The 22,837-nt window shown below is 40.4% G+C and carries 17 protein-coding genes; 2 read left to right on the forward strand and 15 right to left on the reverse strand.

The annotated features are described in order from the left end of the window. Positions 1–10: 10 nt before the first annotated feature. The 4 genes from NFR29_RS03770 to NFR29_RS03785 are packed head-to-tail and all read right to left on the reverse strand — an operon-like array spanning position 11 to position 3,477. Entirely contained in the window at positions 11–1,012 is a 1,002-nt protein-coding gene (locus tag NFR29_RS03770) for an electron transfer flavoprotein subunit alpha/FixB family protein (protein ID WP_251423465.1), read from the reverse strand. Beyond that, a complete protein-coding gene (locus tag NFR29_RS03775) occupies positions 1,012–1,887 on the reverse strand; it encodes an electron transfer flavoprotein subunit beta/FixA family protein (RefSeq protein WP_251423468.1) in 876 nt (291 codons plus the stop codon). The genes NFR29_RS03770 and NFR29_RS03775 overlap by 1 nt, the downstream gene beginning before the upstream one ends. 4 nt (positions 1,888–1,891) lie before the next feature. After that, the gene (locus NFR29_RS03780; RefSeq protein ID WP_251423470.1) at positions 1,892–2,173 is read right to left on the reverse strand and encodes a ferredoxin family protein; all 282 of its coding nucleotides are present in this window, start codon (positions 2,171–2,173) and stop codon (positions 1,892–1,894) included. Then, entirely contained in the window at positions 2,170–3,477 is a 1,308-nt protein-coding gene (locus tag NFR29_RS03785; protein ID WP_251423472.1) for an FAD-dependent oxidoreductase, read from the reverse strand. The genes NFR29_RS03780 and NFR29_RS03785 overlap by 4 nt, the downstream gene beginning before the upstream one ends. A 404-nt stretch (positions 3,478–3,881) precedes the next feature. Here NFR29_RS03785 and NFR29_RS03790 point away from each other — a divergent pair, with 404 nt between their 5' ends. Further along, positions 3,882–4,268, forward strand: a complete 387-nt coding sequence (locus tag NFR29_RS03790) for an ArsR/SmtB family transcription factor (protein ID WP_251423474.1) — start codon at positions 3,882–3,884, stop codon at positions 4,266–4,268. A 310-nt stretch (positions 4,269–4,578) separates the two neighbouring features. Here the strand turns inward: NFR29_RS03790 and NFR29_RS03795 are convergent, their stop codons facing one another. The 4 genes from NFR29_RS03795 to NFR29_RS03810 form a co-directional block, all read right to left on the reverse strand. Further along, positions 4,579–7,722, reverse strand: coding sequence for an S-layer homology domain-containing protein (locus NFR29_RS03795; RefSeq protein ID WP_251423477.1), 3,144 nt, complete (start codon positions 7,720–7,722; stop codon positions 4,579–4,581). Positions 7,723–8,301: 579 nt separating this feature from the next. Beyond that, positions 8,302–11,787 carry an ESPR-type extended signal peptide-containing protein gene (locus NFR29_RS03800; protein ID WP_251423480.1) on the reverse strand — a complete coding sequence of 1,162 codons (3,486 nt, stop codon included), beginning with the start codon at positions 11,785–11,787 and terminating at the stop codon, positions 8,302–8,304. A 249-nt stretch (positions 11,788–12,036) separates the two neighbouring features. Beyond that, positions 12,037–13,353 (reverse strand): pyridoxal phosphate-dependent aminotransferase, encoded by a 1,317-nt coding sequence (locus NFR29_RS03805; protein WP_251423483.1) that lies wholly within the window; start codon positions 13,351–13,353, stop codon positions 12,037–12,039. 212 nt (positions 13,354–13,565) lie between these two features. Further along, positions 13,566–14,720: a M48 family metalloprotease gene (locus NFR29_RS03810; protein ID WP_251423486.1), complete on the reverse strand. Its 1,155-nt coding sequence runs from the start codon at positions 14,718–14,720 to the stop codon at positions 13,566–13,568. A 237-nt stretch (positions 14,721–14,957) separates the two neighbouring features. Between NFR29_RS03810 and NFR29_RS03815 the strand changes: the two genes are divergently transcribed. After that, complete coding sequence (locus NFR29_RS03815) at positions 14,958–15,905, forward strand: pirin family protein (protein ID WP_251423489.1); 948 nt, start codon at positions 14,958–14,960, stop codon at positions 15,903–15,905. A gap of 126 nt (positions 15,906–16,031) precedes the next feature. On the opposite strand, the gene NFR29_RS03820 is transcribed toward NFR29_RS03815, so the two are convergent. From NFR29_RS03820 to NFR29_RS03850, 7 genes are all read right to left on the reverse strand, one after another. Further along, on the reverse strand, positions 16,032–17,897 hold the full coding sequence (locus NFR29_RS03820) for a TonB-dependent receptor plug domain-containing protein (RefSeq protein ID WP_251423492.1): 1,866 nt from the start codon (positions 17,895–17,897) through the stop codon (positions 16,032–16,034). Between the two features lie 133 nt (positions 17,898–18,030). After that, entirely contained in the window at positions 18,031–18,939 is a 909-nt protein-coding gene (locus tag NFR29_RS03825; protein ID WP_251423495.1) for an ABC transporter substrate-binding protein, read from the reverse strand. Beyond that, positions 18,936–19,820, reverse strand: a complete 885-nt coding sequence (locus NFR29_RS03830) for an ABC transporter ATP-binding protein (protein WP_251423528.1) — start codon at positions 19,818–19,820, stop codon at positions 18,936–18,938. Before NFR29_RS03830 ends, NFR29_RS03825 begins: the two co-directional genes overlap by 4 nt. Continuing rightward, complete coding sequence (locus NFR29_RS03835; protein WP_338146899.1) at positions 19,820–20,887, reverse strand: FecCD family ABC transporter permease; 1,068 nt, start codon at positions 20,885–20,887, stop codon at positions 19,820–19,822. The genes NFR29_RS03830 and NFR29_RS03835 overlap by 1 nt, the downstream gene beginning before the upstream one ends. Next, a complete protein-coding gene (locus NFR29_RS03840; RefSeq protein WP_251423501.1) occupies positions 20,874–21,638 on the reverse strand; it encodes a TonB family protein in 765 nt (254 codons plus the stop codon). The genes NFR29_RS03835 and NFR29_RS03840 overlap by 14 nt, the downstream gene beginning before the upstream one ends. 4 nt (positions 21,639–21,642) lie before the next feature. Continuing rightward, the gene (locus NFR29_RS03845; RefSeq protein ID WP_251423504.1) at positions 21,643–22,047 is read right to left on the reverse strand and encodes an ExbD/TolR family protein; all 405 of its coding nucleotides are present in this window, start codon (positions 22,045–22,047) and stop codon (positions 21,643–21,645) included. Further along, entirely contained in the window at positions 22,047–22,658 is a 612-nt protein-coding gene (locus tag NFR29_RS03850; protein WP_251423507.1) for a MotA/TolQ/ExbB proton channel family protein, read from the reverse strand. The genes NFR29_RS03845 and NFR29_RS03850 overlap by 1 nt, the downstream gene beginning before the upstream one ends. Positions 22,659–22,837 lie beyond the last annotated feature (179 nt).

The following is a 22,837-nucleotide window of genomic DNA, read 5'->3' on the forward strand; positions in this document are numbered from 1 at the left end:
TCTCCTTACTTTACCGCAACCGCTCTAACATAGCATTCACTACATCCATACAATCGCCTACAATGCCATAGTTAGCATGTTGGAAAATTTCCGCATTTGGGTCATTGTTAATAGCGATAATCGTATCTGATCCAGAAATACCACTAACGTGTTGGATCGCACCAGAAATACCAAAGGCCAAATATAGTTTAGGACTTACGGTCTTTCCTGTTTGCCCTACTTGATATGGTAGTTCAATCCAACCTTTTTCAACGAGCGGTCTAGTAGCACCTACTACACCGCCTAGGGCTTCGGCTAGCTCATAGAGTTTATCAAAATTTTCTTTAGAGCCAATACCACGGCCGCCAGCTACGATGATTTGCGCTTCTTCAATATTATAACCTTCAGAACTGAAAGGAATAAAATCGAGGCGTTTCGTACGAATATCTGCTTCTGTAAGGTTTACTGGTTCTACTTGCACACGCCCCCATGTAGCATCATTACGCTCTGGTTTCTTAAATACATTAGGCCGAACCGATCCCATTTGTGGGCGATGATTAGGAGAAATAATTTCTGCCAAGATATTGCCCCCTAAAGCAGGTCGTGTCCATTCTACTAGGCCTTCTTCTGTATCTACGGTCAAAATCGTACAGTCTGCAACAACGCCATTTTGCATGCGTCCAGACATGCGCGGCGCTAAATCGCGGCCATTATTGGTAGCACCAATGAGGATAACATTCGGTTTATTATGACTAAAGAAGTCTGCTAATACCTTAGTATAACCATCAGTACTATAATGTTTTAATAAAGGGCTTTCAAAAACGTGTACAATGTCGGCCCCGTAAGCTACCAGCTCTTCCGCTTGAGCCTGCACATGTTCTCCTAGTAACATAACCTGAACCAATTGCCCTAGTTCTTTAGCAATGTTTCTCGCTTGACCAATAAGCTCAATCGTAACAGGATGCACCACATCATCAATGGTATCAGCTACGACGAAAACGTCCTTATAATCAGCAAATTGTGTGTTCGCCATTAGTTGTTACCTCCTTCTTGCTCTACTGTGCTAGCATTTGGTGCACTACCTTGTTCTATACCAGCGTAATCTTGCCCATTATCAATATTCGCTAATTCGAGTATTTTTTGGATGCCCTCTTCAACAGATGAAAGCATTTCTACCTTACTACGAAGTGGTGGTTGATACACTTTTCGCACTCTCGTAGGCGATCCCCCAAGGCCGATGCGACTTTGGTCAATAGTAGGTATGTCTTGTAATGTAATATGCCCAATCTCGTATCGTTTCGCTTCAATAGAATGCCACAAGCCAGGCATGCGCGGTTCATTTAAGTCTGTCGTAGCCGTTACCAACAACGGCAATGGCGCTTCCATCACTTCATAACCATGTTCATGTTCTCGTTTTACGATGACTTTACCAGTATCTTTATGTACAGACAATTCACATACATAGGTAGCTTGTGCCATACCGAGTTCTTCTGCAATTTGTGGACCTACTTGTGCCGTATCACCATCAATAGCCTGCTTTCCACAGAAAATCATATCAAAAGGCTTATTAATTAATCGTTCTACATGACGAATCGCTTCAGCAATAGTATAACTCGTTGCCAATGTATCAGCACCACCAAAAGCTCGATCCGTAATGAGCCACGCTTGATCTGCACCGAGGGACAAACAATGGCGCAATGCCTCTTCTGCCTGCGGCGGTCCCATCGTAATAACCGTTACACGGCTGCCAGGATGTTGGTCTTTCACAGTGAGTGCAGCCTCTAAGGCATGCATATCAAAAGGATTGACAATACTAGGCAGGCCTGTGCGGATTAAATTATTTGTTTCCGGATCCAATTTGATTTCTGATGTATCCGGCACTTGTTTAATACATACTAATAATTCCATAACCTCACCCCTGTCTAAACTCAACACCTTTAGCGTTTTTCGGATATTTCCATGTTTTTACAATACTATTGCCACACAATACGCGACATGTACCGCACTCAAGGCAACCGGCAAAATCAAAAGCCAATGTGCCATCGTCTTGAAGCGTATATAAACCAGCAGGACAGCCGTTGACGAGTTTCATCGCTTCTTCTTTACTCACATGTTGTCCATCAATAATGATATGAGGTGATGTTTCATCAACGTAATATTTATTAGCGCCTAAACGCTCTTCTAATTTTTTCATAGAGAACGAACCCCTTTCCAAGCATCGCGAATCAATGTAGATAAGCCGACCGATTTTGCTCGACGCATCATTTTCTTCATCAACGGTTCCGCACCTTTACCATTTACCATAAATACATCACGCATCAAATCGTTTACAAATGCTGGATAGGTTTGGAAAATCCCTGGTGTATCAGCAAGGAATTGAGGCATATGTTTATATAATTTCAAATCTTTGCCCAACCAACTGTTTTTGATTTCTTTTTCATATAATTTCGATACAGCGTCCATATTGCTATCTCGCAGGCCAACATTGATAGCTTCTGCTGCACAAATCCCGGATTGGATAGCTAAATCCATGCCGCGAATGGTATATCCTAAATTCATACACATACGCGCCGCATCACCTACAACGAGATACCCTTTGCCACCTAATTTCGGCATACTCATATAACCGCCTTCAGGAACGAGGTGAGCACTGTGTTCTTTTAATTGTGCATTCTTCAATAACGGTGCAATACTAGGATGACTGGTGAAAGCCCCCAACATATCATCAATACTACGATTCGCTTTACCAATATCTTCAAGGCCCACTACCATACCAACAGACAAGCTGCCTTCATTAGTATAAATAAATCCGCCCCCTAATATGCCATCTGTCATATCGCCTAATGTGAGCCACGCCATACCTTCCTTATCATTAAGGCCTAATCGATCATTAATGACCTCTGGTTTTAATGTATACACCTCTTTCACACCAACTGCCATACTGTGCGGTGGTGTAGGACCAGTAAGGCCTGCTTCTTCTAATAGTACTGTGTTGGCTCCTTCAGCGATAATAACCATATTGGCATATACTTCATCATCGTGACAGCGAACGCCAATAACACGACGTTCCTTACCAGAACCTTCAGTAATGAGTTCTGTCACTTGTACATTAGAAATAATAAGCGCCCCTTGTTTCTCCGCTTCTTCAGCCAGCCATTTATCGAATTTAGCGCGCAATACAACGTAAGACTCTTCATCAGGAGCTACGTTGTTAGTAGCATATTCGATGGTCGTCATATCCCCGCCTGCACCGATAGAAATACGTTCTTTCCTAACTTGCCGTTCCAATGGCGCTCGTTCTCTGAAATCAGGAATCAATGTTTCTAGGGAATGCGTATATATACGACCGCCCATCATATTTTTGGCTCCTGGAGCCATGCCTCGTTCAATAACGAGAACTTTTACCCTCTGTTGCGCTAGTCGATACGCTGCTGCTGTGCCAGCTGGACCAGCACCAACAACAATAACATCAAACCGTTCTCTTACACCTTGTTCCATATGCTACTCCTTTTCATAAAATATACTTATGTCCATCATGATAAAGAAAATTTAGAACTTTCTATTACATATAGGCAGGTATTTAAAAAATTTTTATACCACAAATGCGTTCATCGGCATTTATGTATAACTAGATAGCAATCATCTACAAACGCCATTATATAAGCGTTCACAATATATATATTCACCTTCCACCATCAAAATACCTGCATATAATGTTATATAAATATCACATAAATGAGAAAATATAACAGACAAGTCTAGATTTTATGCAAAAATAAGCGTATGATAAAGATATAAAACCTTATATACGGAGCAAGACGCGTATAATACGACCGCTCAAATGCAAGTCTACGGTCAAAGCAAGGCACTCATTATTTTGGTATTTATCAATAGGAGGCCCTATGGACCCGCTAAGAATCTTGAAAGCATTATCAAATCCCCATCGGTTATCTATTATATTGTGGTTAAAGCATCCTGAAAGGGAGTTCGGTGTACAAGAGCATACTAAAGCTCTCATCGACTTCCCACACAGCGTAAATGTAAAGAGCATTCAGAAACGTTGCGGCGTATCTCAATCCTCCGTATCTACATTTATGAGCATTTTAGAAAACGCAGAACTTGTTAAATCCAGAAAAATTGACCAATACACGTATTATCGACGCAATGAAGAAGTGATTCGTGAATTTGGTGATTGGTATAACAAGGAAGTGGCAATCCAAAATGACAAAATCGAACAATTATTGGAAACGGTTACAATCGATTCAGTTATTAAAGATGAGCCGAAGTAAGAATGTAATTCAACAATTACATATGCATGATCCATAAGAAAACCCCACGGTATGAACCGCGGGGTTTTCTTATATATGGAGATAAGCCATACTATATAGCTGGAGGAATTATTAGCTATACAACATATGCATAGCCTATCTCCGACCATCGGTATTGTAATTAATTATATCCGTATGAGCTAATGTATAGGATGTTGCAAAATAATACATATTGAATCTCATAATTTGTGCATACACAATGTAATAAACTATACATCACCTATTGTCAGAATATAACAAATCCCCTATAGGTGGTACTAGCGAACTACAATTACTTGTTATTTGGAGCAATGAGTCCGCCATAGACGTCACGATACTCATCATTGGCTTTATCATTGTCATTATTAACGCGAACCCGTTCAATTTTATGGCGATCATTGTCGCCACCAGACACGCGATCCACTCTAAAGCGAGAGGCTTTTTGAATTCGTTCTAACTCAGGTCCAAACTCATCGATGGCGCGCGTCATATTAGCATCCATAGTCGCGCCATTTTCTAAAGCTCGGTAAATAATGGCAGCAAACTCATAACGCGTCATCGTCCGGTCGCCATGGAAATTGCCATCTGGATAACCGACTAATAATCCCCTATCTGCTAATGATTTCACATAGCCATAAGCCCAATGATTTTCATCAATATCTGGGAAATTCACATCTAAATTGAGACTGGCTGCTGTTCTACCGCTCATAAGCTGGTTGATTTTTTCATCTTGTGCCGCTAATTGCAATTTTAGTTCTTGAATCTCTTTTGCCATAGCTACTTTAGAGTTAGTCACATTGCTGCGTTGTCCTAGTTTCAAAGAAACACCAGCATTGATCATATTTTCACCATTCCCCATAGAACCAGCTACACTGAACATAGTATCTTCGTTTGGTCTATAGAAAGCACCTATCGCCATAGCATTGGCATTACGGTAGTTACCATAACCAAGGGCAACGTTCCATTTATCATCAGGGTCAAAATCCAATGGATGTAATGCAGCTAACGCAGCAGCACCAGCACCGACCTTATTCATCCGATTATCTAAACTGTTAATTCTTCCCCCTACTTGGTTGGTAGCTTGGTATAATTGGCTTCCATTAACAGCATCTGTAGACGTAGCCGATACATCGCCATTAGCAACATTCGTAATTTTTTGACCATTCGCATTCAAGCCCTCACTAGATACATAAGTATTACCACCTACGGAAACACCATTATTATTAATGGTAGTATTTCCTGTAGTAATGCCATTATTGTTCATCACCGTATTACCAGTTGTAACGCTATTCAACGACAAATCGTCTTTAATACCGACTGTGTATACCGGTTGACCATTAGTACCAGTAGACTTAGTGACATCTACATTTTTACCAGCTTGCACTTCTGTTTGAGAGGCCCTAATAGCATCATCTATCGTATTTTTTCCAGTACCACCAATATTATTCATCGTAATATTGCCGTTTTTGTCAACACTGGTATTGCCACCTAACACATGGACTGTAGAATTCGCTACATTGCCTACCGTATTAGCAACAGCATATAATTGACTGCCATTAATCGCATCTGTACTATCAGCCGCTACTTTGCCAGCAGCTACGTTGATAAGTTGTCTTTCTGCCCCTGTAGCGCCAATAGAAAGTACGCCATTTTCTACTTTACCTGCTCCGGCAAAACCAGAGTAAGTTAACCCATTCACAGTGGCTGTGCTTTCAGCGGTGGCTGCACGATCGGTAGATGCATTACCAAGGACAACGCTATTTTCTTGACTCATGGTAATTTGATTGCCTATAGCAAAAGAATTATTAGTAGACACCGTATTGTTAGAACCTAATGCGCCAGAACTTTCACCAGATACATTATTAGTATTCCCAAGAGCAACGCTACTGAAAGCACTGGCTTGAGAATTATTGCCCAAGGCTGTACTGTTTTCGCCAGCGGCTTTCGTATTATGACCAATAGCTACTGCACTCTCATTACTAGCCTCAGCAGAACGCCCCATAGCAATTGTATTTTCATCACTTGCAATAGCATCCGTTCCTGTAGCGATAGCATTTCTTTCAGAAGCATTGGCATTATGACCATTAGCAATACTACTATCACCTGCAGCTGTTGCAGAAAAACCTGTTGCAATGGATCTAATCCCTGATGCATTAGCTCGATTACCAGTAGCAATTGAATAATCTCCACTTGCATTGGCACTACCGCCAATAGCAGCGCTAGAATAACCAGAAGATTCCGCATAGTTACCAAGTGCCACAGAACGTTCACCAGTCGCTTTCGTCTCATGCCCAATAGCTGTAGAGTTTTCGCCACTTGCTATAGCAGAACGACCTACCGCAATAGTATCACGATGACTAGCAGTAGCCTCTGTACCTATAGCGATAGCATTACTTCTGGTAGCATTAGCATTATTACCTATAGCAATAGCACTACCTTCACGAGCACGAGCAGAATAACCGGATGCAATGGAGCGATCCCCAAGAGCTCCTGCACCATTACCTGTTGCGACAGAATATCTACCACTAGCAATGGAGTTCCCCCCTACCGCGGTACTCGATTCTGCACTCGCATTTGCCGAATTACCTATAGCCGTAGTATTAGTAGCACTAGCCCGCGCTGATGTCCCTAATGCACTAGATTGTTCCCCTGATGCATTAGCGCCCCAGCCATAAGCACTAGACTGAATTCCTGTAGACTGTGCTTGTGTACCTACAGCCGTTCCAGATGTGCCAGAGGTTATAGTATCATAACCCATGGCGATGCCATATTCAGCACTAGATTTTGCATTATTGCCTACAGCAATGCTATTGCTAGCGCTAGCCTTAGAGTTGCTACCAATGGCTGCAGAGTTAGAACCAGACACTGTATTATTAAAGCCTGCGGCCAAACTGCGGTCACTAGTTATGGTATTATTAGTACCAAAAGCGCTAGAATAATCTGCTGGCTTTACTGGTAGCTTATCTTCTACATCATACTGTCCATTAATAGGATGTCGGCTAAATTCGCCTACCCTATTAGAACTACCATATCCGCTCGTCTGAGCACCATATACAGCATTGTTATCACCAAAAGCCGTTGCCATGCCATCACCATCCTTGGTAACTGCTGGATTCTGGCCAGATGTATCAATAGAGCTTAATGATCCATATACATCATTTCCCTCGCCAAAGGCGATGGAATCTTTGCCATTCACATAATTCTGGTTACCAAAGGCACTGGAACTACCATATTGGCTAGTTACCATATTTTGCTGCCCTACTGCTACGTTCCCAGGTCCATTAACAGAGGAATTAGAAACCTCGTTGCGATACGTTGGATCCGATGACGCATTGAGAAAAACCGGCCCAGCAGCGCCTGCCATATATACGCTACTAGATAACGATATAGCCAACGCTACAGCAATCGATAAAGACCCCTTGTTTAACATCTTCATTTAATGACATTCTCCTTTACATTACACACCCAAATCATAAATAATTACACTGTAAACAAAACTATAAACATATACTATAAACAATTAACTAGTTGCAGATACTTACTACAGCTACAAACATAGTATGAGCGAAAGTATCAATACCAAGGGGCGATTACTATACTATGTTGTATATAGTAAGTATCGGATAATGGCTCATCATAAACGATATACATGTTAAGACACATAGGATATACGAAGATACTATTCCTTATTGTGCATATATGGATTTTATAAAACTCAATTGTGAAAGCAAAATCTCTGTCGTTATGATGAGCCCATTATCAATATATACTTAACCATGTTCTCATGACATCTAAATGAAAAAAAATCTTTCACTACTCGGTCATGATAAAACCGTGAGAAAATCCAGCAATTCACTAAGTTCTCTTCATGAATCCAACATCTTTTTTTATTTCGTTTTCTTCATAAAATTCGCATCTTATTGAGAATCAACTTAAGAAAAATAGAACATAAAAAGCCCTTGCGACTTATGTCGCAAGGGCTTTTTTATACATATGCTATAACGATTATAAACTATTATTTACTTTGTACGTGGTTACCATACACATCACGGCCTGTTTGATTGTTTACACGAACACGATCAATTTTATGACGGTCGTTGTTATCACCAGACACACGATCAATACGGAACGTATCGGCTAAACGAAGTGCTTCTAATTCAGGTCCGAATTCATCCATCGCTCGTTTCATATCTGCGTCAATATTCGCACCAGATTGTAAAGCACGGTAAATAACAGCAGCTAACTCATATCGAGTCATTGTGCGATCGCCTTTGAATTCACCATCTTCGTAACCTACGATAATGCCTTGTTGTGCTAATGCTTTCACATAACCATAGGCCCAATGATTGGCTGGTACATCATTGAAATTACCATCAGAAACAATTGGTTTGCCACTCAATTCGCTAACGGTCTGCGCTAACACTTGATTTTGTTTCATAAGTGTTTGGTTTTGTTGCAGAACAATATCCACTGCATTTTTAAGATTTTTAATTTCTTGTGCCATCGCAACACGACTATTAGTTACACCACTAGATTGACCCAGTTTAAAGGATACACCAGCATTAACCATGTCTTCACCAGTTCCCATAGTACCAGACACACTAAACAGAGTATCTTCATTAGGACGGTAGAAAGCACCTAATGCCATAGCATTTTGACCTGCATAATTGCCATAACCAGCTGCGAAATTCCATTTGTCATCTGGGTCAAAATCCAATGGATGCAATGCCGCCAAAGCAGCTGCACCAGCACCTACTTTGTCTACTCGATTAGACAATTTATTTACTCGGTCATTTAATCCTGGGTTACCACCAACAGACATAATGGCATTATCTAATTGTTGTTTATTAACTGCATCAGTTGGATTCACACCATCAGCAAGATTCGTAATTGTTTTGCCATTCATATCAATAGGTGCATTGACACTGATACTAGGAGTACCACCAGATGGATTATTGAAAGAAATGCTCGGTGCACCTGCACCAGCACCAGTAATCGTGGAAACGCCAGTAATCGTATTAAAGGTTACATCTTGTTTAGTGGCTACCGTAATATCTTTACCTACCTGAGTGATTTCAATATTACTGCCATTATTGAAAGTAACAGTATCGCCACCTTTAATCGTTTCTGCTGCATTGCCATTTACTTTCATATTCCATGCAGCCGTATCTTTAATGACTTGTTGACCTGCTGGACTGATATTACTTAAATCTTTATTGGCTCCATTGGCAGCATTAGTAGCAGCATTATCAATTTTATTACGTGTAGCTGCATCAAGACCTACGGTAATAGTACTACCATTGGCTACCGTTTCCACACCGTTGGAACCAGCTACTTTCAATACACCTATGCCTACATTCACACTACCGGTAGTATTATCACCTGCAATATTTAGGTTTGTAGCATTAATAGCTTGATTTGCTGCTTGTGTAGCAAGCGCTTTCACAGCATTACCAGATACAGATACGGCATAGGTTTCACCAATTTTCGTGCCCGTTTGCGGCGTTACAGTCACTAAATTAGTATCCCCTGCGGTTGGTGCAGCAGCTACTACGGATTCAGTGGAAATAGCACCCCCACTAATATTGCTAAGAGCAGTAGTAATAGCAGCATCTAATTGACCTTTATTAACAGCAGCATCAGTTGTTGTACCAGTGGCAATACCTTTAATTTCTTTACCACCTGCATTAATACCGCCAGTTGTTACGGAAATGGCATTGCCCCCGCCAATTGGAGTAACGGTAATACCGCTACCATTAACAACGGTAGTATTACCAGTAGTATCTACAAAGTTAGCAGATGTTAAGCCGTTTAACACTTTAGCCAAACGAACATTAAGAGCACCATTAATCGGATCTGTAACAACACCGATGTTACCAGTTGTTAAATCAGCTGTATTCGTTACACCGCCTTTAATGTCGAGTTGTTCCCCATGTTTACGAGTTACTTTTGTGCCTGTATCGCCACCGAAGTCGTGTGTAGCATTAGCAGATACCTTAGAAATAGTATCATTAATTACATCAGCTACATTCTGTGTTGTAGCAAGACCATCTTTACCTACAGTACCAGCAGCTCCTGTAGCACCAGTAGCTCCTACTTTACCAGTTGTACCATCAACAACAAGAGTTCCAGTATTAGAGCTTACAGTATATGTTTTCTTGCCAGTTGTATCTGTATTATTAGTAACTAATATATCCCCATTACCAATAATATCAATAGCATCTTTTGCTGCTGTTTGAGCTACTTGTTTTACGGCATTACCAGATACAGCTACTTGATACGTTTCACCTGGTGCGGTACCATTCTGAGGTATTACTGTAACAAGATTTGTATCACCTGTTGTTGGCGTAGCAGCGATTACTTTCTCCGTAGAAGCAGTACCCGTTGCAATATTATTGAGTATAGACTCTGTCACATGATACAGCTGAGAGCCATTCACAGCATCAGTAGAAGTAGGAGAAATAACACCTGCAGCTACATGTTTAATTTGTCGCTCATTGCCAACCTTACCTATTGATACGATACCACCTGTACCAAATTGAGTCCCATTAGGATTACCTGCATACTTCGTGGCATCCAACATAACTCCAGCAATATTCACATTCATAGGTGCTATTGCCCCATCATCATTGTTACTCCCATAACCTAAAACAACACTACCATCTCTCCCAGTCATTGTAATATCTAAAGCTGATCCTATCGCTATTATCTTCTGATTCTCTTCATTAAGCACTATATCCTGACCAATAGCAATAATATCTTTTCCAATTATAGCATTGTCATTACCTATACTTATAACTCGCTCACTCGTATTCGAAACACCATATTGGCCTCTAACAGCTGATTGTCCTATAGATATAATATCCGCACCATTAGCTACACCATTACCACCAATCTGTGTAATCCGATCTCCGTGAACCATTGAGTTCTGTCCTATAGCTATAGATGCCTTATCTCCTCGCATAATTACGGTATCTCCTATAGCGATAACACCTTCACCCCCCATAGTGTATGAATTATGTCCTAGAATAATAGCACCATTTTGTCTATTTGAATAGGCGTCATCACCTATAACTATTGTATTACTAGTTGCATTTGCATTAGTTCCTATTGATATACCCTCTCCATTAGCGTTTTCGCCAATAGAAATACCACCTAAACCTGCTTTAGCCGATGTACCTAAAGCAACAGAACCATCTTCTGTAGCTTTAGCATCTGCACCAATAGCAACAGCACCATCTTTCTTTGCTTCTGCATCTACACCTATTGCTATAGAATTAGTCCCTGAAGCTTTAGCCCCTGTACCATATTCTGTAGCCCCCATGGCCGTACCGCAACCCAATGCCATAACAACCATGCACGCCACGGCACTGCGCATACCATTAGCACTAATCATCGATTTCACACTAGATTTTCCTTCTCGTTTAGCTAGTTCTGATACAACCACCCAAGCGCTTTTCGTTTTAGACCAAATGACTTTGTATATATGATTTAACCCCATGTTATACCTCCTATCACACTACACAGGATTATGTACACACATGTACACACATTATATACAAAATAATATCAAATGCCCCCCCCAGTCAACAAAATTTATGCATTTCTTTCATTTTTTATTCACAACCTAAAATAGTCCAATCATCACATGTTCATAATTAAACAAAATAAAATACCGATACCAATAGATAAAATCTACTGTTATCGGTATTGACTAGTCTATGTGTTCTCTATAATTGTAATATTCTGTTTACCGCTGTGCCTCATAAGCTCTGAATAACTTAGACAGGAGTACAGGCGCCAACTTTAATAATTCTGGGCTTTCACAGAAGGAAATGCGCAATTGCGTTTTCCCTGGGTTGTCTTCTTTAGAAGCACCGCTATAGAATCCATTTAACGGAGCCATAAGAAGGGTATAATCATTGCCATCATCCAAGGTTACTCTACCATGTTCTGCACACCACATGGCAAAGTCTACACCATCAAATCCCGGTTTTGCTACGTTGCGCACGTCAATAACAAAATAAATGGACGCTTCTGGTTTCGATACGATAAATTCTGGTTCTAATGTTTTAAAATCTTGATGTAAATCAAAGATCATTTGTCGGTAGTAATCCCGCTGTTGTTCGTACCAAGAATGTAGCTCCGCATAGGACTCATGTGCGAGGGCACCAAAAATATATTGTCCCAATGTATTGGCACTCAAATTCGCCGTATATTCAGCAACAGATTTTTCATAGCATAATGTATTATCTGTAATGATAGCACCAATGCGCAAACCACAAGCATTCCATACTTTAGAAGCAGTTTCTAGGCTGATGCGACGACCTTCAATACCTGGTACATCTTGATTTGTTAATCCCCAAATACTGGATGTTTCTTTTCCTTTTTCGTAAGCCAATTCGCGGTACGCTTCATCGGAAATAATCCACAAATTATGTTTCACACACAATGTAGCATACTCAATTAACGTTTCTTTACTAAATAATTGGCCCGTAGGATTATCATAAGGGATGATTAACAAAGCTCCTGGTTTTGTTTCTATAATGCGTTTTTCTACCGCTTCTACGGATGGCAACTCAAATTCACCATGTTCATTAAGGCGTCGCTCAACAGCTACTGTTTTACGGCCAATGCGTTGACCTACCGCATCGTAATTCGTATAAGACGGGTTGAACATCAATAAAGGACGTTCCTCTTCACCAGCACCGCCACATACGCCGAGCATGATAATTTCCATGGCCATAGACGCACCATCTGTAACGAGGACGTTCAAATTTGTTGTATCAAACCCTTGGCTCCGCAAAATATGTAGGAATGCCTCTTGGCACTCGTCTGTCCCCGTAGTCGGTACATAAGGCACAATGCCGTTATGGAAAGGACTATTGGCACTGCCCAAATTGAAGAGTCGTCTCTGCATGGCCGGATGCATAGGACGCATTACATTACCAATAGAACCATTCACCAAAATAGGTGGGTTCTCTCGTTCTAAAAATTTAATTTGTCCCATGCGAATCCCAGACGGCTTACGAGCCATCATATAAGGGGATAAAACTGGTTGTCCCATACAGATCCAACTCCTCTTAATATATAACCTCCTGACAAGCAGGAGGTCTAAACATAGTCTATAGAAAGTATATATATTATTATAGTGCTTTTACTACCCAGTGACAAGTATTTTAAGCTCATAGCAAACTTAAATGGTACAATATGTGTTGCTTACTTCTAATCTGACAACAGCGAGAAAGTGAATCAATGCGACAATAATATCATTTTATATTAGGAACTCTTTTTACTAGTATTGTTCACTTTCTTTTCTTTATCAGTATTGTTTGCTTTTTTATCGTTAGTCGCCTTCTTCACTGCTTTAGCATTTGGCGCTGTTTTCACAAAGGCGTTGTTTAAGTTCGTCGCTACCATGAGGGCTACATCAGAACCTGGTGTTGTAATAATGGATTGACCTGCTACGGTAACAGTGGCACCATTATAGGACGCGCTACCAGGAGTTACCTTATTATCGTGGTAAAGGCGTGCCAATTTGCCAGCCATATAATAGGATCGCTCTTCCCCTGTATAACGACCGGAAGCGGCTGGTGTGTAGATATTATCACCATTAACGAAAACAGCTCCGCTCTCATTGACGTTTACATGATTTCCAGAATAAGCATACATACGGGCAATGTTTTCTTTCACACGATTGCTCGTTTTAGGATGGTTATTCGGGTTAATCACTTGCCCCAAACCTTCGCTATATCGATCGCCGTATTTATTGCGGATAATAGCCATGGACCCTGGTGCACCGCCTAAGTTATATTGGGATTCCGCTAAAATTTTAAAACCTAATTCGTCGGCTTTTTTCTCTTGGCTCATAGTAAACACTTGATTATTCAAATAGTTACCAGCAACACCCGCCAAAATGGCAGAGCCTCCACCCCCTGCAAGGCCTGCTGCAGTAGCTACACCAACTTGTTTCTTAGCGCCATTAATGATGTCTTTATTTTCACCGTGCGCAATTTCGTGAGCCATAACATAGGCTAATTGATCGTCATCCAAGAGATCCAACGCCCCTTTATTAACGGACATAACACGACCTAACGTAGCAAAAGCATTAAATTCCTCGCTAGGATTAGCATACACCACATAGGAACGTTTTACTAAGGGCGTGTTCACTAAATTATTCATGACGCGCTGCACGCGAGCTTGTGCGGCACTATCATCTAAATAACCAGTACGCTCCTTAGCAGCAGCTAAACTTTCAGCCTGCCCTTCTGGGGAGTTATCCATTTTATTGAGCGCCGTCGATACGTATGCCATCGATATGGCACCACCTGCCAAAGTTTCAAAAATACCCGCCGATACAGGCATGACTGCTGTCATCGAAACGGTAGCACCCATAGCTAGCGCTAATACTGTCGTTTTTACAGAACCTTTCATAGTATCACCTCTTCATAGCTCCTGTTGAAAGTTTTATTGCATACAATTATTATACCATATGAATTCAAAAGTCGAACAAATATTTGACAAATAGAAAATATTCGATATAATAATGGTAAGAAGTATGAATGGTTACTCATATATAATAAACTAATTCATAGTTCTCTCAATGTTATTCTTTTATTATATACATGATTATAGGAATTATTTTGTAAGAGGTGATACTCCGTGAATAACATGAACACTATACACAATATGGAAAATGTAAATGCTGTAGTTAACGAAACAGCTATGGTGCAAAAACGTTCTATTGAACAAATTATAGAGCCAGAAGATACCCATTGGGTTGGTTCTGGATTCCGTGTTCGTCAATATTTACCAAATGGTGATACAAATCCATTATTAACACGTATGTCTCCATTCCTCTTATTAGATTATAACGAACCGTATTACTTTGAAGGCTCCCCTTTTGAAAAAGGCGTAGCTCCTCATCCTCACAAAGGCTTTGAAACTGTTACCTTCTCTTTCTCTGGTTCTTTAGAGCATAAAGATACTGCTGGTAACCATGGCGTTATGCACTCTGGTGACGTACAGTGGATGACTGCTGGCAAAGGAGTTCTTCACAGAGAATATCACGAAAAAGAATGGTCTAAAAAAGGCCGTATGTTACACGCCATCCAATTATGGGTGAACTTGCCAGCTGCCAACAAAAATGATGACCCACATTACCAACATATTCCTGCTAAAAGTATGGGTCAATATACATCGTTAGACGAAACTGTTAAGGCTATCGTATATACAGGTACTTTCAGAAATGTTGCAGGCCCTGGTAAAAGCTATACACCTATGAATATTTACAAACTCACCATCGAACCAGGTAGCTACGTATCCATTCGGGAACAAGCAAACTGGAACACTGGTTTCCTCGTAATCAACGGCTCTGGCACCATTAATGGTGAAAACACGATCACTAAAGGCCAATTCGCCATTATGAACAACGATCACGAGCAATTCGATATCGATGCCAGTGAAGATGGACTTGAAATCTTCGTGCTTAGCGGCGAACCAATTCATGAACCAATCGTAAAAAAAGGCCCATTTGTAATGAACAATGCTACTGACGTATTACTTGCATTTGGGGAATTTCAAAATGGGAAATTTGGTAGAGAAGAAGATTTAATGTAGATACAGGATTTGATTTAACTTACATAAATAACTGCAACAAAGAGGCTAGTTAATCATAATGATTAACTAGCCTCTTTTATATGTCTATGGAAAATACTAATACACCATAATCTCTAGAACGAGAAATTAGAAGCTCACTTCCATACCGACTCTAAAGTTCCGTCCTTGTCCAGTCCACCATTCACCAGGATTGCCATAACGCGTATTAGATTGTTCTGCATAGAATGTATTAAATACATTATTCACTCGACCAAATACAGTCACCGAATCGTTCACTCGGTAATTAGCGCTAATATCAGTAATCCAATAGGTAGATCGAGGGAAAGCTCCATCAGCTCTGCCCGGTCTATCAATATTACCACGAATATCTAAATGAGCATCCCATTTAGCATCGTTATAATCAAGCCCTGCATTGATAGCATGTTTAGGAATATATCCATCAACATTAGCACGGCGAGTCGGCGTATCCGCTACATGTGTATAGGTATAGCCAAGACGAGCCGATAGATGACGAGTCAATTGCTTACGCACATCCGCAGAGAAACCATGGGCTCGTTCTGTATCAAAGTTTTGATATTGTCCTACAAAATTGATAGGATCTGTCATAACCCAACCAATTTTATCTTTTGTACGACGCGTAAAGAAGTTAAGGTTTGCATTCCATGTACGACCAAACTTATGATGTACGCCCAAATCCCACTCCCGGCCTGTTTCAGGGTCCAAATTACGGTTGCCATTATAACCATCAAATAATTGATATGGCGTTGGCGCCAAGAAATATTCATTATAAGACACATAAATATTGGTGCGATCATTCACATCATAGCCAAGAGAAATATGTGGCGATGTATGCGTACCAAAAGCAGAATGATGGTCAATACGAATACCTGGCGTTACCGTCCATTTAGGAGCAAAGCGCCATTCATCTTGTACATAATATGATGTATTCGTTAATTTTACGCCATTCATGCTAAGAACTTTATCTTGACGCCAATCAAAGCCACCTACTACCGTATGTTCTTTGGCTTTGAATGTCACTTGATCACCAATAGCTCTCGTTTTCACATCTGTCGTATATCCATCATAGGTCGTTTCATAGTGATTGTTCACGCCATATAATTGATGGCTCCATTTGTCACTGATTTTATTGTTCCACACAGCCCGAAGGGAATCATTTTTCTCGTTTCCATAACGACGAGTATTTAAACTTCCTAAGTAGTTAGAATACATAACATCACCGCGGTAGGTATCATAGGTAATGCGAATTTCATTATTATCATCAATTTCATTACCAATCATAAAGGACGCACTATGGTTATTACTATGTTGCGGGATACTTGTATGATGAGCATCTTTGTAATCATCAATAATATCTTTTTCGTAGCCTACGCGCCAGTACCAATTATCTTGGCGACCTTCATTCATCAATGCATACTGTTCTAACCCATAACTCCCACCCATAATACGGGCTTTCGTTTTGACACCTTCTTCGGGCTTAGCAGTAATAACATTCACAACCCCACCTACTGCGCCAGATCCGTATAGAGCAGATGCGGCACCACGCAATACTTCAATACGCTCAATACTTTCCATATTTCTGAGGATTGACATTGGCGGATTAACCCCAGCTGCATTCATATTGATACCGTCGACCATATATAATACTTGGTTAGAACCATTAATACGGAATACATTGGAATTTGTATACCCCGCACCGCCACCATAGGTATTAATATCTACGCCAGGAACAATGCGCAATGCTTCATTCATATCTACAGCATGACGCTCACGTACTTCATCACCACTAACGACTGCTACACTAGCAGGTACTTTTGAAAGCTCTTGCTCACTTCTCGTAGCTGTAACTACTACATTATGAGTGACATTGTTTCTTTCTGGCTCTGCACCTTGTACATCTGTAACAACACAGATACACCCAGTCATTAAAATCATCGCTACATAAGCAGCTAATTTTTGCTTGCTCCGTTTCATGATAACCTCCAAAAGAATACTCTATAAAATAAATCCTAAACCTATCTATTAATACAACGTATTTTAAAAGACTCATTAATACAATATATAGTAAAAGACTCACTATGATAGCTCTTACTATATCGTTTCAAACCTATGGATATATCTGCTCTGTCATATCTAATATCCCCTTCGTCATAAACTGTGAATAACTCATCAATCGAGATGCTTTCACCGTGTAAATACGATGATTCTGTATCGCTTTAATGCCTTGTAATGCAGGATCTGAAAGCAATTCATTAATATTGACTTCTGCATCTTGTTCATTACTATAATCATCAGAAGGAATAATAATCACATCTGGATTGATACGTATTAAGTCTTCTCTCGTTCCATTATCAATGGGACCTAGACCAATAGTAGCAGCACCATTTATTACTTTCATATAATGGCTCATATCATCGAAAGTAGAGCCTGTACCACCATTAATACCAAACCGTGTGTATAACACAACGATAGGAGATGGTCCCTGATTATGGGCTTTCACAATAGATTCTACGCGTGCTAAGTCTGTAGCCATAGATTCTTGTAAAGCCGCATCAGATGCGTTTAGTAAATTGGCTATATGACTAATCGTTTCCTTTGCTTCTTCCACAGTTTTTGGTGTCGTATACACATATACAGGAATATTAATATTCCGCATTTCTTCCACTTGTTCTAACGGCACCCAGTCAGGAGCAATGACTAAATCAGGTTGTACGCCTAACATTGATTCCGTAGTAAAGCGTATATGCTGTGTAATCCCCTTTGAACGGTCAGGTACATTATTAGGGAATTGACCTAATGCAACTACTCGCTCGGGTGCTATTAAAGATAATACAATATCCTCTGTACTAACCCCAACAGGAACAATACGACTTGGTTGCTCTGGTATAGTAACAGTCGCACCTGTAGCATCAGTGACAGTAACAGGCTGACGCACTGTAGTTCTATCTTGTGCTGGACCACAACCACTGATAACTAATACGGTAATAATTGCTAATATTATCCACCTAAGGTTCATACCAAATCCTCTTCCTTATCATAATGAGCGTTACTGCATGATTTATTGTACACATCAACGCAACTATGTACTGTATCAACACAATTATGTACTAAATCGTCTACCATATTTCTCGGAAATATATAAATACGTTGCTGTTTAAAATACGGATCCTCATAGACTGCTGCATTAAGATGGAACGCCTGATGCAAATGTTCTGCAGTCAATACATCCTTAGGACTGCCAGTAGATACTATATGACCATCAGACATCAATATTAATGTCGTACAATATTTGGCAGCTAATTCTAAGTCATGAACGACGATACCTATTGTTTTCCCTTTATCGCATAATCTACGGCTTTCATAGAAAATATCGTCTGCATATACTAAATCAAGTGCTGCTGTCGGTTCATCAAGAAGCAATGCATCCGTTTGCTGTGCTAAGGCTTTTGCTAAGAATACACGCTGCCGTTCACCACCGCTTAAAGCTTGCATAGATCGATCCCGCAAATGCCACACGCCAACGGATTTCATAGCCTCTTCTACAATCGCTTTATCCTCTTTTCGCTCTTGCTCCCACCACTTCAAATAAGGATACCGTGCCATCATAACAATATCTTCTGCTTTGTACCCAAAAGCAATGTTTACGGACTGTTGCATATACGCAACACGACGAGCTAGGTCATGTTCTGACATCTGGTTAATATCCATACTATCCCACGCAATGCTGCCCTGTTCAACAGGATATAACCTGCGCAAGGATTTCAACAATGTCGTTTTACCCGAACCATTAGGCCCAATGATTCCCACAAATTCACCAGCTTTGACGCTGAAAGTAGCCTCTTTCACAATCTGCCGCTGACCTAACGAAACAGATACATTCTGAACCTCCAGTTTCATCATGCACCTCCCTGTCGTCGCAACCGATGTAATAAATATAGAAAATAAGGAGCCCCTAATAAGGCGGTCATAATGCCTACACGTATTTCAATAGGTTGTGCGATGATGCGCCCCAATGTATCGCAAAAAACTAAAAATAAAGCCCCTCCGATAGCGGATAACGGTAACAACAATCGATGATCAGGTCCTACCAATAAACGTACAATATGCGGCACTACAAGCCCTACAAAACCAATGGAGCCACTCACACAGACAGCAGTAGCCGTAACCAAAGAAGCGAGAAATAGAAATACAATACGATATACCATAACAGGCATACCGAGAGCACGTGCTTCTGTATCACCTAAAGCAAGTACATTGAGATGTCGCCCTAACATAATGAGTATGATACTACCTATAGTAATAGGCCCTACCGCAACAGCTACGTGATCCCAACGCCTAAAGTCGAGGCCACCAACCATCCAAAAAAGGAATTCTTTCAACCGATACTCATTTAACATCGTCAAAATACCAGATGAAAACGCCCCTAATAGCATACTAATAGCTACTCCAGCCAGCAATAAAGTAGTCGTATCTAATCGACGATTATCCCACGTTAATACAATAGTCACAGTAACAGCTAAGAGTGCACCTGTAAAAGCTAGCACTGGCATATAAAAAGCCCCCAACGATGTCAACCCTAAAGCAATAGCAATAACAGCTCCTAATGAGGCCCCTGCAGAAACGCCCATAATTCCGGGATCAGCTAAGGGATTCGAAAATACCCCTTGCATAACAGCTCCCGATATTGCTAAGGCTGCGCCCACTAATAACCCCACCATAAGGCGAGGCATACGAATAAACCAAAGTACCGATTCTTGATCCGTACTAATAGGCTCTGTAAAAGATACCGCCAAGCCCAAGCCCTGCAATATACTTTGCAGTCCACCTGTCAAAGGAATGGTTATTGTGCCCAAATGCAATGCCGCTACAGCACATATGAAGAGAGTCAGGATAAGACTAATTGTTACTATATAGGTTTGATTTCTTTTTATCATTTTATTACACATTTTATCAATATAAATCATAAGTAACATTAATAGTAATCGTAACAGGTTCACCAGTCGTATTCTCAATGCCACCTTGGCTGGATACCAAGTTTAATGCGGCATTATCTAAAATACTAGAACCACTGCTACCAATCATTGAGGCAGATACAAAATCACCAGCACCATCAAAGGTGACATAAAACGATACGGTGCCAGTAATACCACGTCGTATAGCTTGTTGTGGCATCACTTTATTAGCTTCAACCCGATCAATATAACCAGAACTATCAGAGTAACCGCCACCAGGTGAATCAGCGCCTGGTGCACCATCAGAAGAACCATCACCTTCATTGCCAAGGCCTCCACTACCTTGAGGTCCGCCGCCTTCTCCAGGTACATTACCCGAACCAGGAATACCTGACGGACCATCAGTATTGCCTTTCACATTAACTGATGCCGTTTCATTACCACCTAAATAAGGATTTAAATCTTTTAATCCCGGCATAGGTTTACCCGATAAATCAGGTAGAGTCGCTCCTGCCTTTCCACCTGTATTAGAAGTAGGTACTGTTGATGACTCCCGTCCTGGTGTATGGCGCTGTTCTTGCGCTTGAGACGCCACTTGTTGCTGAGATACTTCGAATTGATTCATATCTAATGTAACTACCAATTCTTTATCTTGACTGTGAAAGTCTTGTAAATATTGTGCCCAATTACCTACTATAGCCCAACCACATAGATTAATAACAATAGCAATGCCTAAAGGAAGTCTATACCGTTTGTGAATCATAGCATCACTTCCGTTCCGTCGCAACGCTAACAAATTTAGCACCATTCGTTTTTAAGTGATCCAATATGTCGATAACTTCCTTGTAGGCTATATCTTCAGATGCACGCACAACAAAAGCTTGTTGCGGTTCTTGCGTAACTAATTGTTGGATTTCCTGCCCCAGTTGCGTAGGTACAATTTCTCTTTCATTAATATACATTTTATGTGTCGTTGTTAGAGAAATCGTTACTGGCTCAATTGTTTTAGCCGTTGACGAAGAAGCTTTTGGCAAATTCAGTGGAATTTGTTGCTCTGTATTCATATATAAAGTACTCATCATAAAAAATACGAGTAAGAAAAATACAATATCAATCATGGGGATAATCATGATAGTGGGTTCTTTTTGTATGCCTACATTACTGCGTTTCATTATCTATGACTCCTATTATAGATATCTAATATCGCCCCTAATTGTTGTTCTAATTTAGCAATACTAGTATTCACTTGATCAGAGCACCAACTATAAAAAGCCAGTGCTACGATAGCCACAGTCAAACCTGTAGCTGTAGCAATTAAAGCTTCTGATACGCCACCAGTAATCACCGTTGGTGCCCCAATTTCACCACCTACAGCTGCAAAAGACTGAATCATACCTACTACAGTCCCTAATAATCCTAATAAAGGCGCCATCGTAACCATCATATTGAGCCAATTCAACCCACGTTTCATACGATGATCCATATAGGCCACTACGTCATGCAATCGATTTTCTAACCCTTCTAGGTTATATACAGACTGTACAATAGGCTCTACCACTCGCCCTAATTCAGTTGTATCATCCTTTAGATCTGCTTCCAAAATGGTCCAACTCATAGATTCTTGTGCTTTTTTTATATGAGCCTGTAATATCTCAATTTCACTACCGATTTTTCTATAAGTACGAACTCGTTCAACCATAATTGTCCACGCCACTACCATAAATACTACAAGTGGATACATAACAACTCCACCTGTATGGAATAAATGAATTGCATACTCCATGAAAGCCTCCGTTATTTACTTTCTACCAACATAAATTGTATAAAAACTCTATAATCTATCTCATTATTACATAAAATAAAGTGTACTACAATAAACCCTACCCCTTATGGGTATGTCCTCTAACAAGATTAGAATCGCCTTTAATAAAATAATTGATACTTAGAAAAGAACGAGCTAAT

The sequence above is a fragment of the Veillonella agrestimuris genome, from assembly GCF_943193065.1.
Classification (GTDB): Bacteria; Bacillota; Negativicutes; order Veillonellales; family Veillonellaceae; genus Veillonella; species Veillonella agrestimuris.

Excerpts from the sequence above, each read along its gene's own strand:
- NFR29_RS03800 (WP_251423480.1), bottom strand. The coding sequence starts at position 11,787 with ATGGGGTTAAATCATATATACAAAGTCATTTGGTCTAAAACGAAAAGC.
- NFR29_RS03815 (WP_251423489.1), top strand. The coding sequence starts at position 14,958 with ATGAACACTATACACAATATGGAAAATGTAAATGCTGTAGTTAACGAA.
- NFR29_RS03835 (WP_338146899.1), bottom strand. The coding sequence starts at position 20,887 with ATGATTTATATTGATAAAATGTGTAATAAAATGATAAAAAGAAATCAA.
- NFR29_RS03785 (WP_251423472.1), bottom strand. The coding sequence starts at position 3,477 with ATGGAACAAGGTGTAAGAGAACGGTTTGATGTTATTGTTGTTGGTGCT.
- NFR29_RS03830 (WP_251423528.1), bottom strand. The coding sequence starts at position 19,820 with ATGAAACTGGAGGTTCAGAATGTATCTGTTTCGTTAGGTCAGCGGCAG.
- NFR29_RS03845 (WP_251423504.1), bottom strand. The coding sequence starts at position 22,047 with ATGAAACGCAGTAATGTAGGCATACAAAAAGAACCCACTATCATGATT.
- NFR29_RS03770 (WP_251423465.1), bottom strand. The coding sequence starts at position 1,012 with ATGGCGAACACACAATTTGCTGATTATAAGGACGTTTTCGTCGTAGCT.
- NFR29_RS03820 (WP_251423492.1), bottom strand. The coding sequence starts at position 17,897 with ATGAAACGGAGCAAGCAAAAATTAGCTGCTTATGTAGCGATGATTTTA.
- NFR29_RS03795 (WP_251423477.1), bottom strand. The coding sequence starts at position 7,722 with ATGAAGATGTTAAACAAGGGGTCTTTATCGATTGCTGTAGCGTTGGCT.
- NFR29_RS03825 (WP_251423495.1), bottom strand. The coding sequence starts at position 18,939 with ATGAACCTTAGGTGGATAATATTAGCAATTATTACCGTATTAGTTATC.
- NFR29_RS03810 (WP_251423486.1), bottom strand. The coding sequence starts at position 14,720 with ATGAAAGGTTCTGTAAAAACGACAGTATTAGCGCTAGCTATGGGTGCT.
- NFR29_RS03780 (WP_251423470.1), bottom strand. The coding sequence starts at position 2,173 with ATGAAAAAATTAGAAGAGCGTTTAGGCGCTAATAAATATTACGTTGAT.
- NFR29_RS03840 (WP_251423501.1), bottom strand. The coding sequence starts at position 21,638 with ATGATTCACAAACGGTATAGACTTCCTTTAGGCATTGCTATTGTTATT.
- NFR29_RS03805 (WP_251423483.1), bottom strand. The coding sequence starts at position 13,353 with ATGGGACAACCAGTTTTATCCCCTTATATGATGGCTCGTAAGCCGTCT.
- NFR29_RS03790 (WP_251423474.1), top strand. The coding sequence starts at position 3,882 with ATGGACCCGCTAAGAATCTTGAAAGCATTATCAAATCCCCATCGGTTA.
- NFR29_RS03850 (WP_251423507.1), bottom strand. The coding sequence starts at position 22,658 with ATGGAGTATGCAATTCATTTATTCCATACAGGTGGAGTTGTTATGTAT.
- NFR29_RS03775 (WP_251423468.1), bottom strand. The coding sequence starts at position 1,887 with ATGGAATTATTAGTATGTATTAAACAAGTGCCGGATACATCAGAAATC.